Raw genomic sequence first — 13576 nt, forward strand, 5'->3', positions numbered from 1 at the left:
AACGCGGATTTTCCCATAGCGACGCGCGGTTACGGCCGGGGAACAGCCCGCGCGAACACCGCGGACAGCAACAGCGCCAACAATGCACCGGGCGCCACCACCCGCCCGATGGCCGACAGCGCCGGGATGTCCGAAAGCGCGATCAACCCGAAGGCCACCACCGTGGTGATGTTGGCCAGCAGCAGCGACGCCAGCGTGTCGTCGCTGGGGTCGCCGCCGTGGCGCCACTGGTCGAAGAACAGGCCGTAGTTCGAGCCCACCGCCACCACCAGCAGCAGGCCCACCAGGTGCAGGATGCCCAGCGCCACGTTGAAGGCCGCCAGCGCACCCAGCGTGAGCAGCACCGCCAGCACCAGCGGCAGGCACACGGCCAGCAGGCGGCGCCATGAGCGCAGCTGCAGCCACACCACCGCCACCACGGCCAGCGCTCCCAGCAGCGCCTGGACCAGCGCCTCGTGCAGGTAGCGCTCGTACAGGTTGTCGAGCTCCTGCTTGATGTCCACCACCTGGATGTCGGCGGACAGGCCGGCCAGCGCCTGCCGCACCTGCGCAGCATCCACCGGCTTGGGGCCGGGCTGCAGCGGCAGCAGCGCCGACCAGCCGCCGGTGCTGCGCTGGAACAGCAGGGCATCCACCACCGGCTTCAACGGTGTACCGGCCAGCATCGTGGGTGTGACGGGTGCGGCGTGCCGGGCAGCCTGCACGTCGTCGAGGAAGGGCTGCAGGCGCTCGGCCTTCAAGGGGCTGCCCTGCGTGGCCTCGGCGAGCCGGACGCGCAACGTGGCCTCATCCGGGAGGCTGGCCAGACGCGCCTGCTGGGTGGCCTCGCTGGGCAGCAGGCGCACCGGCGAGTCATAACCTGCCAGGGCGCCCTGCTCCACCAACGCGTCCAGCCGTGCGCCGGCGGCCTCGGCGTCACGCAGCGTGGCCTGCAGGTCGGCGCCATTGGCCACCACCAGCGTGCGGGCGTCGCTGGCGCCGAGGTCGGCGCGCAGGGTCTGGTCCAGCGCCTGAGCGCTGCGTGGCACCGGGCTGAGCGAGGCGAGATCCCCGCGCCACAGATGCCCCCACTGCAGCAGCAGCGCGGCGGTGCACACGGCGCCCAGCCCCCAGGCGGCCCAGCGCGCACGCGGCAGGTGCTGCACCACGGCCCGGGCCAGGCGCGCCAACCCGCTGCGCAGGCCGCGCCCCGCGGCGCCTTCCGGCACCACCGCCGGCAGCACGTAGCGCGTCGCCAGGGCGCCCGCAGTCAGGCCGGCCACCGAAAACACACCCAGCTGCGCCAGGCCGGGGAAGCCCGAGAACACCAGCGCGGCAAAACCACACACCGACGTGAGCAGGCCCAGCCGCACGGTGGGCCAGTTGTCCAGGCGCCAGCGCTGCCAGCCGCCCGCCCTTGCCTGGATGAGGTAGTAGATCGCGTAGTCCACCGCCTCGCCGATCAGCGTGCTGCCAAAGCCGAGGGTGATGCCATGCACGGTGCCGAAGCCGATGCTCACCGCCGCGATGCCGGCCACCACGCCGGTGGCCACCGGCAGCATGGCGACGGCCAACGCGCGCAGCGAAGCGAAGGCCGCCAGCAGCAGCCCGCCCACCGCGAACAGGCCCACGATCGCCAGCACGGTCGCTTCATGCTGGATGCGTGCCCGGGTGTCCACCGCGAACACGGCCGCGCCGCTCAGCTGCAATTGCAGCCCGCGCTGGGCCTGGGGCGCAAAGGCGGCCTGCACGGCCGCGATGGCCGCGGCTTGCGCATCCAGGTCCGCCCCCTGCGCCCGGGTGGTGAGCAGCAGCAGCGCACGCGGCGCCTGGCGTGACACCCACACGCCGTCTTCGCTGCGCGGTGCGTTGGCCGGGATCAGCGCCTCGGCGATGCGCTGTGTCTCGCCGGTGGGGTCGCGCTGCAGCAGTGGCTTGACGGCCGCGCCGGCCGGCGTGCCGAGCAGCGAAAGGGTGTCGTCGATCGCATCGCGCAGGCCGGCGGTGCTGAAGCGCTGCGCATTGACGGCCGGGCTGAGCTGGTAACGATGCGCCACCAGCAGCTCGCCGGCGGCCTGCCAGTCGGTGCTCTCGCCGTTGTGCACCTGCTCGAAGCGGCCGCTGGCACGCAGCGCCGCGGCCAGCGCTCGCGAGGCTTGCGCCCGGGCGGCCGCGTCGCCGCCTTCGATGCCCACCATCAGGGTGCGGGCCGCCACGCCGTTGTGAAGCTGCTCGATCAACACCCGCTGGCGTGCGTCGGGGCTCACCGGGAGGAAGGCGGACAGGTCGGCGCTGAAGTGCGCGCGTGCGATCAGCACACCGCCCAGCGCCATGGCCAGCAGCCACAGCGCCAGCACCACCGCGCCGCGCGGCCGCGGCCAGCGCGTCACGGCGCGGATGCGGCTGCTGCGGGCCCGCGCACCGGGTCGATGGTCATCACCGTGCGGTCGCCGTCCAGCAGCTGGGTTTCCACCACGCGCAGGTCGGACTGCTGGCCGAGGATGCGCACGCTGCGCAAGGCGCCTGCCGTGCGGGGGTCCACCGGCTGCAGCTCCAGCGTCCAGCGCTCGGCATCACCCGACAGCCGGGTGCGGAAGTGGCGTTGCAGCGCCTGCGCATTGCCGGTGAGCGTGCCCCGCACCGCCTCCACCGCGATCACCGCTTCCGGCGATGAGTCCAGCGCCAGCGTGCGGCTGCGGCCGCCGCGCGACAGCGTGACAGTGTTGCCCTCCACCACCATGGATTCCGCCCGCGGCTGCAAGGTGCGGCGGGCGAAGCGATCCGGCGCGGCGAAGCTCAGGGTGCCGGTGGACACCAGCGGCTCGTCCAGGCCTTTCACGAAGCGCTGTTCGGAAAACGTCGCCTGGCCGCTGGTGCGGCGCGCCAGCAGCGCCATCAGCTCGGGCAGCTCGAGGGCCAGGGCCGGCAGTGCGATCGCGGCCAGCAGCAGGCCGCACACCAGGGAGCGCAGCTCAGCTCGCATCTTCGCGCCAGAAATCATGGAAGTTGAACCAGTTGTACGGATGCTCGCGGCACAAGGCCTCCAGGCGCGCCGCATAGGCCACGATCGCCTCGCGGATGCGGGCTTCGCGCTCTGGCCCGCTCAGGCGCCCGCTGAAGTCGGCCAGCGGCTCCAGCCGCACATCGTAGCGATTGCCGCCGAGGTACACGCCGGCCATGAACACCAGGCGCCGGCGCAGCAGCGCGGCCAGGCGGAACGGCCCGTCGCTGAAGGGCGCGTCGTGGCCCAGGAAGGGCACACGCACCTCGCCGGCCCGCTCCGATTCACCCGGCAGCTGCCGGTCGGCCAGCATGCCGGCCAGGCCGCCACCGTCCAGCCAGTCGCGCACCGCGAGCATGGACTCCACCCGGCCGAGCGCAATGATGTCCGGCTTGCTGTCGGGTGCGATCGCGCTCAGCGCCGCGTTGATCATCCGCGCGTTGTCGGGGTACATCACCATCGCCACCCGCATGCCCACGTGCGCCTGCCCCGCGGTGCGCAGCACCTCGAAGCTGCCGACGTGGGCCCCCAGCAGGAAGGCGCCCCGTCCTTCGGCCAGCGTCTGCTCGATCAGCTCGCCGCCGCGCACGGTCACCTCGAACTGGTCGAGCCGGCCGCGCAGCAGGTACACCCGGTCGAGGATGGTCGCGGTGAAGGCATGCACCTGGCGATAGCAGTCCACCAGCCGCGCCGGGCGGCCGAGCGCACGGCCGAGGAAGCGCCGTGAATGGCGCCGCGCCGTGGGCGCGAACAGCACGAAATACAAGGTGATCGGATGCAGCACCCAGCGGGCCACGCGGCGCCCGAAGGTGAGCGCGATCCAGGTCATGACGCGCAGGGCGAAGGCGTTGCTGCGTTCGGGCGCGCGCGCCCAGCTGTTGGCGCCGGCCGCTGCCGGTGCCTGCGCGGCGCTGTTCATTCGCCCGCGCTCCACGACCACTGCCCCTTCGCCGCCAGCGTGCCGGCGCAATGCACCTCGAAGCGCAACCCGGCGGTGTCCCATTGCAGGCCGATGTGCAAGGTGCTGCCCGGCCGCACCGGGGCCAGGAACTTGGCGGCCTGCAGCTGGCTGTGGCCATCGAGCCGGCCGGCGAGCCCCGGCTGGGCCTGGGCCGCTTCCATCACCTCGGCCAGCAGCGACACGCCCGGCAGCAGCGGTTGGCCCGGAAAGTGGCCGGCAAACGCCGGATGCGAGGCCGGCACCTCGCGCACGATGGTGGCCGCGTTCATGCCGAGCGGCCTTCCAGGTGCGCTTCAGCCAGCCGGCGCAGCGATTTCTCGGTGAGCTTGCCGGTCGCCTCGCGCGGCAACGAAGGCACCTGCACCACCCGGCGTGGCACGAACACCGCCTCGATGCGGCTGCGCAGGCCCGCGAGGATCTGCGCCGGCACGAGCCCTGGTGCCACCACGAAGGCCACCGGCCGCACCACGCCGTCGGCCACGTCGTTGGGCAGCCAGAAGGCACCGTCCTGCACACCCTCGATGCTGTTGAGGTGGTAGTTCAGGTGCGACAGCGAGGTGCGCTTGCCCGCCACGTGGATCAGGTCGTTGGCGCGGCCCAGCAGGCGGAAGCGCTGCGCGTCCTCGAGCTGCAGCACGTCGGCCAGCGGCGTGGGCACGGTGACGTGCCCGCCCTGCACGATGAAGCGTTCGTCGCCGTCGGCCTGCTCCGCATGGATGCGCAGCTCGCCGATGGTGTGCCAGACCTCGCTTTGTGCGGTGCGGCGCATTGCCACCTGCCCGGCTTCGGTGCAGCCATAGATCTCGACCAGCGGGCCGCCGAAGCTGCGCTCGGCCTGTAGGGCCAGCTGGGGCGACAGCGGCGCGGTGGCGCACAGCACCAGGTCCACCGGCGGCAGCGCCACACCGGCCAGGAGCAAGGTCTTGAGGTGGAAGGGCGTCGTCACCAGGGCGCGCGGGCGCGGCAGCCGCTCCAGCGCCTGGGTGATGTCAGCGGGGTAGAAGGGCCGGCCGGCGTCGAAGGCGGCGCCACCCAGCAGGGCCAGCAGCACGCTGGACTCGAAGCCGTACATGTGCTGCGGCGGCACGGTGGCCACGATGTTCAGGCCACGGAGATCAGGCCGCTCCAGCATCTGCGCCAGCCGCTGCGCGGCGGCGCCCACGTTGTGCACCAGGGTGCCCCAGGCCTTGGCATGCGGCTGCGGCGTGCCGGTGGAGCCGGACGTGAGCAGGCAGGCCGCATGCAGCGCGCCATCGACGAGGGGCATGTGCGGTGTGGCCGCCGCCACACCGGCGGGCGCCAGCGGCACGCTGAGCAGTTCGGACGACGCCGCGGCGAGGTCGTCGCACAAGGCGGCCAGCGCGGGATAAGGCTCGCGCAGCCGGGCCAGTGTGTCCGGCATGGCGTTGGGCGGGAACAGGCTGGTGTGGCCGCGCATCAGGCCGGCCGCCAGGCCCACCGCAAAGCGGTAGCGGTCGCTGCACAGGTTGACCACCGGGCCCTGCGCCGGCAGCAGCTCGGCCTGCAATGCGGCGTCAGCCAGGAACTGGCGCGCGCTCACCGGCACGCCGCTGCGCCAGGCCAAAGGCGCATCGAGGTCGCGGGCGGCCAGCAGCGGCAGGCTCATCGGCCAGCCGCCTCGACCACGGGGGCGTCGCGGAAGGCCCGCACCGCGTCCATCAGGCTGGCGCGTTCGAATTCCGGGTGCAGCCAGTAACGCAGCCAGTGCTCGCCGACGAACATGAGCGCCACCGCCACCGGCGTGCCCACGTTGGCCAGCAATGACCAGGTGCTCCATGGCGCCAAGGCATACACGGCCACCGACACGGCGGCCATGGCAAAGAAGTAGATCGTCCAGGCCGCCGTGACGCGCCAGGTGTAGGCGAGCATCCCGGGCGACAGCGTGCCGTGCACCCGCTCGGCGATGCGGCTGATCAGCGACATCTGTTCGCCGCGCAGGCTGAGGCCGAAGCTGATGCCCAGCGCCGCGTTGATGCCCACGTGCTGCAGCACATACAGGCGGCTGAGCTCCGCAACGCCACCCCGGGCGACCACGCCGGCCAGCACCGCGCAGGCGGCCAGCCCGCCGGCCACCATGGGCCACTGCCGGTTGCGCCAGGCCACGCCCACCACCACCGCCAGCAGCGGCCCCAGCAGGGCGGCCACGGCCCAGGGCTCGGCCGCCGCATGCAGCATCAGCCAATGCGAAAGCACGGCATAGGCGGCTGCGGCCAGCAGCGCCAAGGCCATCTGCCAGGCGGACATGGGATCAGCGCGTGCGGTGCGCGGCCACGTGGGCCGCCAGGCTGCGCAGGGAGCTGAAGATGCGCACGTTGTTCTGGTCGTCCGAACGCAGGTCGAAGCCGTAGCGGTGGGACACCTCCAACGCCACCTCGAGGATGTCGATGGAGTCCAGCCCCAGGCCGTCGCCGTACAGCGGTGCGGTGGGGTCGATGGCGGAAGGGGCGACTTCGAGGTTCAGCGCCTTGACGAGCAGTTCGGCGAGTTCCTGCTCGGGCATGGACTGCTGGGCGGAGTCGCCGGCGGGCGTGATGACAAGGGCGGACGAGGACACGGGATTTCCCTGCAAAAACTTCCTGGAGCGGGATGCAAATTGTACGGCCGGGGCACAACCGCGCCTCCCCTCTCCAGGGGATTCCCGCCAACTGCGCCACACGGCACGCGAGCGCGTACCAACCTCTCGCGCCGCCTGCGGGCGTTTCGTCGCACGCCGCAGGCCGCGCCAGGGTGGCTGCCGCACAATCGCGCCGGCACCCGGACTCACTCCTGTGAACCCCACTCGCACCCCTGCCGCCCCACCGTTTCGCACCGACCGCACCTGGCAGCACACCTTGCGCCACGGCGCGCAGGTGATGGTGTTCAACACCGTCCTGTGGATCCTCCAGATGGTCAGCGGCAATGGCGGCCGCTGGGACATCACGCTGGTCTACAACCAGGCGATCGGGCTGAGCATCTGGGCCATCATCGACTTCGGCCGCCGGCCCTTGAGCCGCCCCACCGACAAGTCGCCGCACTGGCCGTCGCCCGGGCGCGCCGTGGGCCTCATCGTTGGCGGCATCCTGGGCGGCTGGGTGATCGGCTCGGTGATCGGCGACTGGTATTGCGGCTGCAGTGCCATGGGCTTGTTCAGCCACCGGCCGGGCAAGCTGCTGATGACGCTGCTGGTCACGGTGACTGCCTCCACCGTGGCCACCTACTACTTCTACTCGCATGGCCGCCACGCCGAGCAACGCGAAAAGCTGGCCGCGGCGGAACGCGACGCCACCCTCGCGCGCCTGGCCCTGCTGCAGTCGCAACTCGAGCCGCACATGCTGTTCAACACGCTGGCCAACCTGCGTGTGCTGATCGGGCTGGACCCGGTGCGCGCCCAGGCCATGCTGGACCGGCTGATCGCCTTCCTGCGCGCCACGTTGACCGCCTCACGCACGCAGGCCCATTCGCTGGCCTCCGAGTTCGATCGCCTGGACGACTACCTGCAGTTGATGGCCGTGCGCATGGGCCCGCGCCTGTCAGCCCGCTTCGACCTGCCGGACGAGCTGCGCCAGGTGCAGGTGCCGCCGCTGCTGCTGCAGCCGCTGGTGGAGAACTGCATCCACCACGCCCTGGAGCCCAAGGTGGAAGGCGGCCGCATCGAGGTGAGCGCACGGCGCGACGGCGGGCAACTGGTGCTCAGCGTGCGCGACACCGGCGTGGGCCTGGACGGCGCGCCCGCCTCCAACGGCACGAAATTCGGCTTGAAGCAGGTGCAGGAGCGCCTGCGCACCTTGTACGGCGACGCCGCCGCCTTCAACCTGCAGCCCGCCGACGACGCCGAAGGCGGCACGCTGGCCTGCATCCGCCTGCCGGCCGTGCCGGTGCCTCACTCCGCATCGACTGCCTGACCCCCATGACCACCGCCCTCATTGCCGAAGACGAACCCCTGCTGGCCCAGGCGCTGCAGGCCGACCTGGCCCGGTGCTGGCCCGAGCTGAAGATCATCGCGAGCGTGGGCGACGGCCCGCAGGCGCTCAAGCAGGCGCTGGTGTTGGCGCCGCAGCTGTGCTTCCTGGACATCCGCATGCCTGGCATGACCGGCCTGGAAGTGGCCCAGGCGCTGGCCGAGGACTGGCCCGACGACGGCCCGCCCTTCCCGCTGCTGGTGTTCATCACCGCTTACGACGAATACGCCGTGCAGGCCTTCCAGGCCCAGGCGGTGGACTACCTGCTCAAGCCCGTGCAGCCGGCGCGGCTGCAGCAGTGCACCGAGCGCCTGCAGAAGTTGCTCGCGCAGCGCCAGGCCCAGCCTGCGCCGCAGGCCATGCAGGCGGCGATGGAGCAGCTGCGCGCCTTGCTCGGCTCCGCCCCGGCGGCGCCGCAACCGCGCCTGGACGTCATCCAGGCCGGCGTGGGCAGCACCGTGCACATGGTGCCGGTGGATGAGGTGGTGTATTTCGAGGCGGCCGACAAGTACATCCGCGTGGTGACGGCCGACAAGGAGCACCTGATCAGGCTGTCGCTGAAGGAGCTGCTGCCGCAGCTGGACCCGCAGCGCTTCTGGCAGGTGCATCGCGGCACGGTGGTGCAGGCGCGCCTGATCCAGACCGCGCATCGCGAGGAAACCGGCAAGGTCACGCTCACGCTGCGCGGCCGCCCCGAAAAGCTGACCGCCAGCCGGCTTTACGCCCACCTGTTCAAGGGCATGTAGCGGCTGCATTTCGCGCCGCGAGGGCGACGTGTCGTCGCGCCGGCTGCCGTTTCGTCCCACGCCGCTGTGCCGCCGCCGCCTGCGTTTCCTACCATGGGCTCCATCGAATCAACCACCGCACAAAGGAGCCCACCATGCACACCGACCGCAAAGACCGTGATTCCCTCGAGTACCGCGCCCATCGCCGCGTGCGCCGCAAGATGGGCTTCTTCATCCACGCCCTGGTGTTCGTGCTGGTGAACCTGGGCCTGTATGCCCTCCACGAATTGAGCGGCGGCACCCGCGGGCATCACCTGCCCTTCTGGGGCTGGGGCCTGGGCCTGGCGATCCACGGCATCGTCACCTTCCTGAGCCTGAGCACCGACGGCCTGCGCAGCCGCCTGCTGGCCCAGGAGATGGAGACGCTGAAGCGCCGCGAAGGCTACTGAACCGAAGCGGCAGGCGCAGGGGCCAAGGGTTGCTGCGCCTGCAGCCGGAGCTGGCGGGGGCTGAGCCCCGTGGCGCGACGGCACTGGCGGTGCAGCGCGCTTTGGTCGCAAAAGCCCGAATCCGCCGCTACGTGCGCCAGCGGCTGCCGTGTGTGCGTGATGGCATGCAGGGCGGCCTCCAGCCGGGTGCGGCGCACGAACTCGCCGGTGGTGCTGTGGAACACCCGCTTCATGCGCCGGTCCAGCTGGGCCGGCGACAGGCCTGCCACGTCGGCCAGCTCCTGCAGGCTGAGCTGGCGTGCGCAGTGCGCCTGGATGTGGTCCACCGCCCGAGCGAAGCCATCGTCCACCAGGCCCTCCCGCGTGAGCTCGGTCAGGTCCTTCGAGATGCAGATCAGCCCCAGCAGGCGGCCTTCGCGGTCGACCACCGGCTGCTTCTGTGACAGGCACCAGCCGGGTCGGCGATCGTTGTAGACCGTGAGGTCCAGCCGGTCCAGCACCGGGCGGCCCGCATCAAAGAGCTGGCGGTCCTGTGCGCAATAGCGGTCCGCCATGTGGCCGGGGAAGAGCTCATGCGCGGTGCGGCCCACCGCGTCACGCTTGTCGCGCAGGCGGCAACGCGGCACGCAGGCGCCGCTGACGGCGAGGTAGCGCCCGGTGGTGTCCTTCACCGAGAACACCACGTCGGGCAGGCGGTCGAACAAGGCCTCGACGAACAAGGTGTCGGCCAGGCTGTTGACCACGTGGGGGCGGTAGGCGCTGCGGGTCACGGCGTGCATGCCTTCATCGTAGACGACGATCCCGCACTGTGGCACCCTCCCCGGCCCCTGTCTTGTGCGCGCTGCATGCGCCCGGGTGGTTTGCAGCCAACCGCCACGGCACCATGAAAACCGCCCGCCCCGCGGAGCGCGGGGCGGGCGTGGCGGCAAAGGTCCAGCGGAGATCAGTGCCCGTGGTGATGGTGGTGGCCGTGGCGCCAGCCGCCACCCACATAGACCACCGGCTGCGGGCTCACCATCACCGGCGCGGGGCGGTAGTACACCGGTGCCGGCCGCACATACACACGCCGCGGCACGTACACCGGGGCGGGCTGCGTGTAGTACACCGGCGCAGGCTGCGTGTAGTACACCGGTGCGGGCTGCACATACACCGGCTGCTGCTCCACATACACCGGCTGTGGCTGCACCACCACGCCCGGCAGCGGCAGGCCGATGCCGATGGACACGTTCACCCGGGCATTGGCCGCCCCCGCGGCCAGCAGCCCCATCAACGCGAAAGCAAAAAGCTTGGCGTTCCTCATGTTCGTTCTCCTTTCGAGGTGTACGGTTCGAACGCATCAGCCGCAGAACTGGTTCACCTGCCGACGTAACGTCCTGTGTAAAGGTTTGCGGCACCCCACGCCTAGAATGAGCCAACCCCTTGATTGGCGCGGCTTTTCAGCCCGAACGCGCTAGAAACAATGTCCAACGCACCCAAAGACGACGCCGCCGTAAAACCGAGCAACTTCCTGCGCCAGGTGATAGAGCGCGACTTGGAACAAGGCACCTACGCCAGCCGCCAATGGGCCGGCAGCCCCGGTGATGCGGCGCACCACGCACAAGGCAGCCCCGACCCCGCGCGTGTGCGCCTGCGCTTCCCGCCCGAGCCCAACGGTTACCTGCACGTGGGCCATGCCAAGAGCATCTGCCTCAACTTCGGCCTGGCGGCCGACTACGGCGGCGTGTGCCACCTGCGCTTCGACGACACCAACCCGGAGAAGGAAGAGCAGGAATACGTCGACAGCATCGTCGACAGCGTGCGCTGGCTGGGCTGGAACTGGACCGCCGACTTCATGGGCGTGACCAGCAGTCACCTCTACTACGCCAGCAACTACTTCGACTTCATGTACCGCGCCGCCGAGGCGCTGATCGAAGCCGGCCTGGCCTACGTGGACGAACAGAGCGCGGAGGACATGAAGCGCAACCGCGGCGACTTCACCACGCCCGGCACCAACAGCCCCTTCCGCGACCGCAGCGCGGCCGAGAACCTGGCGCGCTTCCGCGAGATGCGCGACGGCAAGCACCCCGACGGCGCGATGGTGCTGCGGGCCAAGATCGACATGGCCAGCCCCAACATCAACCTGCGCGACCCGGCCATCTACCGCATCAAGCAGGCCACCCACCACAACACCGGCGACAAGTGGTGCATCTACCCGATGTACACCTACGCCCACCCGATCGAGGACGCGCTGGAGAACATCACCCACAGCGTGTGCACCCTGGAGTTCGAAGACCAGCGCCCCTTCTACGACTGGATCCTCGAGCGGCTGGTGGACGTGGGCCTGCTCAAGCACCCGCTGCCCAAACAATACGAGTTCGCGCGGCTGAACCTCACCTACGTGATCACCAGCAAGCGTAAGCTCAAACAGCTGGTGGACGAAGGCATCGTCAATGGCTGGGACGACCCGCGCATGCCCACCATCGTCGGCATGCGCCGCCGCGGCTACACGCCCGAAGGCATCCGCCTGTTTGCCGAGCGCACAGGCGTGAGCAAGGCGGGCGGCTGGATCGACTACAGCAACCTCGAGATCGCGCTGCGCGAAGACCTGGAAGCCAAGGCCCCGCGTGCGATGGCCGTGCTGGACCCGCTGAAGCTGGTGTTGACCAACTGGGACAAGGTGATCGGTGAAGGCAAGACGGAACCCTGCAGCGCCCCCATGCACCCCAACCAGCCGGAGCTCGGCAAGCGCGAGTTCAGCCTAGGCCCCGAGATCTGGATCGAGCGCGACGACTTCATGGAGGAGCCGCTCAAGGGCTACCACCGCCTCTACCCGCCGCGCTACGACGGCCAGGGCAACAACACGCCGGGCAGCAAGGTACGCCTGAAGTACGGCTACGTGATCGAGTGCACCGGCCTGAAGAAGAGCTTCGACGGCACGGTGACTGAAGTGCAGGCCAAGCTGGTGCCCGACACCAAGAGCGGCACGCCGGGCGCCGATGCCATCAAGGTCAAGGGCGTGATCAGCTGGGTGGGAGCGCACGATGCGGTGGAAGCCGAGGTGCGCCTGTATGACCGCCTCTTCACCGACCCGCAGCCGGACGCCGGCGGCAAGGACTTCAAGGCGGCGCTGAACCCGGCGAGCCTGAAGGTGGTGACGGCCTACGTGGAGCCCTCACTCGCCAAGGCGATGCCGGACCACAAGTTCCAGTTCGAGCGCCATGGCTACTTCGTGGCCGACTGCAAGGATCATCACCGCGTGGAAGGCAAGGCGGTGTTCAACCGGATCACGGGGTTGAAGGATTCTTGGGGGAAGTGAGCGGCATTGGCAGCACTGGTGGGCGCCGTCACGCTCGCGCGAGCTGTCGACAACCAGGCCTTCGCGGATCAAATCGCAGCTGCGACCGAGTTGGCCTTGCCTGGCGAAGCCGATCGCCTTCGTTCGCGCACTGGCGGCGGCAGCTGGCGAAGAGTACGCTACCTGCAAAACTCTTAGGAGCTCACCGTGACCGCTTCGCCAACCGACAAGACGCCTAAGCCGGATGCCCAGCGCGATGCCCTGCTGGACAGCGAACGCCAGGCCAACAAGGACCAGCCGCGCAACTTCAAGGACGATGCGCTGACCGACAAGGTGGTGAAGGTCGAGCCCGATGGCACCGGTCCTTCGCCGATGGGCAGCCTGGATCCAAAGAAGAAGTGAGTGGCCAGCGGCGCCTTGCGAGGCGGATCGTAGACGCCGTCTAGGCTTCGCGCGGCACTATCGCCCGGAGATGGAGGCGGCATGCACCCAAGCCGGCTCACCGGGGCATCGGATCGGGCGCGATGTAAGGCGGGCGCACGACACGGCCCCCACCTCGAGCTCATGGTCGCCAAGCCGGCGGAAGGCGACAAACCCTGGTGCGAGCAGCGCCTGCCGCTGGTGAAGGACCGCATTCGCCAGCGGCTGGGCGATCTGGCCCTTCGGCTGGGCGACGCCGACTGGCTCGATGGCGCGTTCAGCGCGGGCGACCTGATGATGTGGCGGTGCTGCTGCGGCTGCGGCCCTCCGGCCTGCTGGACGAGTACCCGACGCTGCGCGCTTATGTCGCCCGCGGCGAAGCACGGCCCGCCTATCGGCGCGCGTTCGATGCGCAGCTGGCGGTGTTCACTCGGAACGCATCCCCAGGGTGACCAAAACGGCGCCGGCCGGCGGCACCGAGCGGGTACGGTTGGTCCAACGTCGCTGCAGTTCATCACGCGCTCCCTGCATGTCGTCGCAACCCGCTCGCGGGCGACGGGGCGTTGGCCGATAGTTCACTCAACGCAACACGCAACGCCTTCAGGAGCCGACCATGACCACCAGCACCTTCACCGCCCGTTTCGCTTCCTTCAGCGCCGCCTGCGCCGTCACGCTGGCCGTGTTGATGGGGGTGAGCAGCATGGCCAGCGATACGCCGGCCCAGGTGTGGATGGCCAAGGCGGCAGCGGTCAAGGCGGCCTGAACGCGAGGCACTGCCCTCACCTCGCAAGGGGCGCTTCGGCGCCCC

The 13576-nt window shown here is 70.2% G+C and carries 15 protein-coding genes and 1 pseudogene; 7 read left to right on the forward strand and 9 right to left on the reverse strand.

Features of this window, described 5'->3' with window-relative positions:
- Positions 1-29: 29 nt before the first annotated feature.
- From VPH43_RS04030 to VPH43_RS04060, 7 genes are read right to left on the reverse strand one after another with little or no spacing between them, the layout of a single operon-like run.
- The gene (locus tag VPH43_RS04030; RefSeq protein ID WP_328576371.1) at positions 30-2369 is read right to left on the reverse strand and encodes an MMPL family transporter; all 2340 of its coding nucleotides are present in this window, start codon (positions 2367-2369) and stop codon (positions 30-32) included.
- Positions 2366-2962, reverse strand: a complete 597-nt coding sequence (locus VPH43_RS04035) for a LolA-related protein (protein ID WP_328576372.1) — start codon at positions 2960-2962, stop codon at positions 2366-2368. The genes VPH43_RS04030 and VPH43_RS04035 overlap by 4 nt, the downstream gene beginning before the upstream one ends.
- The gene (locus VPH43_RS04040; RefSeq protein WP_328576373.1) at positions 2952-3899 is read right to left on the reverse strand and encodes an LpxL/LpxP family acyltransferase; all 948 of its coding nucleotides are present in this window, start codon (positions 3897-3899) and stop codon (positions 2952-2954) included. The genes VPH43_RS04035 and VPH43_RS04040 overlap by 11 nt, the downstream gene beginning before the upstream one ends.
- Positions 3896-4210: a 3-hydroxyacyl-ACP dehydratase gene (locus tag VPH43_RS04045; RefSeq protein ID WP_328576374.1), complete on the reverse strand. Its 315-nt coding sequence runs from the start codon at positions 4208-4210 to the stop codon at positions 3896-3898. Before VPH43_RS04045 ends, VPH43_RS04040 begins: the two co-directional genes overlap by 4 nt.
- Positions 4207-5568, reverse strand: a complete 1362-nt coding sequence (locus VPH43_RS04050) for an AMP-binding protein (RefSeq protein WP_328576375.1) — start codon at positions 5566-5568, stop codon at positions 4207-4209. Before VPH43_RS04050 ends, VPH43_RS04045 begins: the two co-directional genes overlap by 4 nt.
- Positions 5565-6206 carry a hypothetical protein gene (locus VPH43_RS04055; protein WP_328576376.1) on the reverse strand — a complete coding sequence of 214 codons (642 nt, stop codon included), beginning with the start codon at positions 6204-6206 and terminating at the stop codon, positions 5565-5567. Before VPH43_RS04055 ends, VPH43_RS04050 begins: the two co-directional genes overlap by 4 nt.
- A 4-nt stretch (positions 6207-6210) precedes the next feature.
- Complete coding sequence (locus tag VPH43_RS04060; RefSeq protein WP_328576377.1) at positions 6211-6516, reverse strand: phosphopantetheine-binding protein; 306 nt, start codon at positions 6514-6516, stop codon at positions 6211-6213.
- 214 nt (positions 6517-6730) lie between these two features.
- Here VPH43_RS04060 and VPH43_RS04065 point away from each other — a divergent pair, with 214 nt between their 5' ends.
- The 3 genes from VPH43_RS04065 (at position 6731) to VPH43_RS04075 (ending at position 9074) form a co-directional block, all read left to right on the forward strand.
- Positions 6731-7843: a sensor histidine kinase gene (locus VPH43_RS04065; protein WP_328576378.1), complete on the forward strand. Its 1113-nt coding sequence runs from the start codon at positions 6731-6733 to the stop codon at positions 7841-7843.
- Positions 7844-7848: 5 nt separating this feature from the next.
- Positions 7849-8646: a LytR/AlgR family response regulator transcription factor gene (locus VPH43_RS04070; protein ID WP_328576379.1), complete on the forward strand. Its 798-nt coding sequence runs from the start codon at positions 7849-7851 to the stop codon at positions 8644-8646.
- A 134-nt stretch (positions 8647-8780) separates the two neighbouring features.
- Entirely contained in the window at positions 8781-9074 is a 294-nt protein-coding gene (locus VPH43_RS04075; protein WP_328576380.1) for a 2TM domain-containing protein, read from the forward strand.
- Here the strand turns inward: VPH43_RS04075 and VPH43_RS04080 are convergent.
- Both VPH43_RS04080 and VPH43_RS04085 read right to left on the reverse strand, forming a co-directional pair.
- Entirely contained in the window at positions 9068-9853 is a 786-nt protein-coding gene (locus VPH43_RS04080; protein WP_328576381.1) for an AraC family transcriptional regulator, read from the reverse strand. The genes VPH43_RS04075 and VPH43_RS04080 overlap by 7 nt on opposite strands.
- A gap of 164 nt (positions 9854-10017) precedes the next feature.
- Complete coding sequence (locus VPH43_RS04085) at positions 10018-10374, reverse strand: hypothetical protein (protein WP_328576382.1); 357 nt, start codon at positions 10372-10374, stop codon at positions 10018-10020.
- A gap of 159 nt (positions 10375-10533) precedes the next feature.
- On the opposite strand from VPH43_RS04085, the gene VPH43_RS04090 reads away from it, so the two are divergent.
- The 4 genes and pseudogenes from VPH43_RS04090 (at position 10534) to VPH43_RS04105 (ending at position 13531) form a co-directional block, all read left to right on the forward strand.
- Entirely contained in the window at positions 10534-12369 is a 1836-nt protein-coding gene (locus VPH43_RS04090) for a glutamine--tRNA ligase/YqeY domain fusion protein (protein WP_328576383.1), read from the forward strand.
- Positions 12370-12555: 186 nt separating this feature from the next.
- Positions 12556-12750, forward strand: a complete 195-nt coding sequence (locus tag VPH43_RS04095; protein ID WP_328576384.1) for a hypothetical protein — start codon at positions 12556-12558, stop codon at positions 12748-12750.
- Between the two features lie 147 nt (positions 12751-12897).
- A pseudogene (locus tag VPH43_RS04100) lies at positions 12898-13220 on the forward strand (glutathione S-transferase family protein); the annotation flags it as partial.
- A gap of 161 nt (positions 13221-13381) precedes the next feature.
- Complete coding sequence (locus VPH43_RS04105; RefSeq protein ID WP_328576385.1) at positions 13382-13531, forward strand: hypothetical protein; 150 nt, start codon at positions 13382-13384, stop codon at positions 13529-13531.
- Positions 13532-13576 lie beyond the last annotated feature (45 nt).

This window comes from Ideonella sp. BN130291 (genome assembly GCF_036231905.1).
Lineage (GTDB): Bacteria > Pseudomonadota > Gammaproteobacteria > Burkholderiales > Burkholderiaceae_C > CAMLIZ01.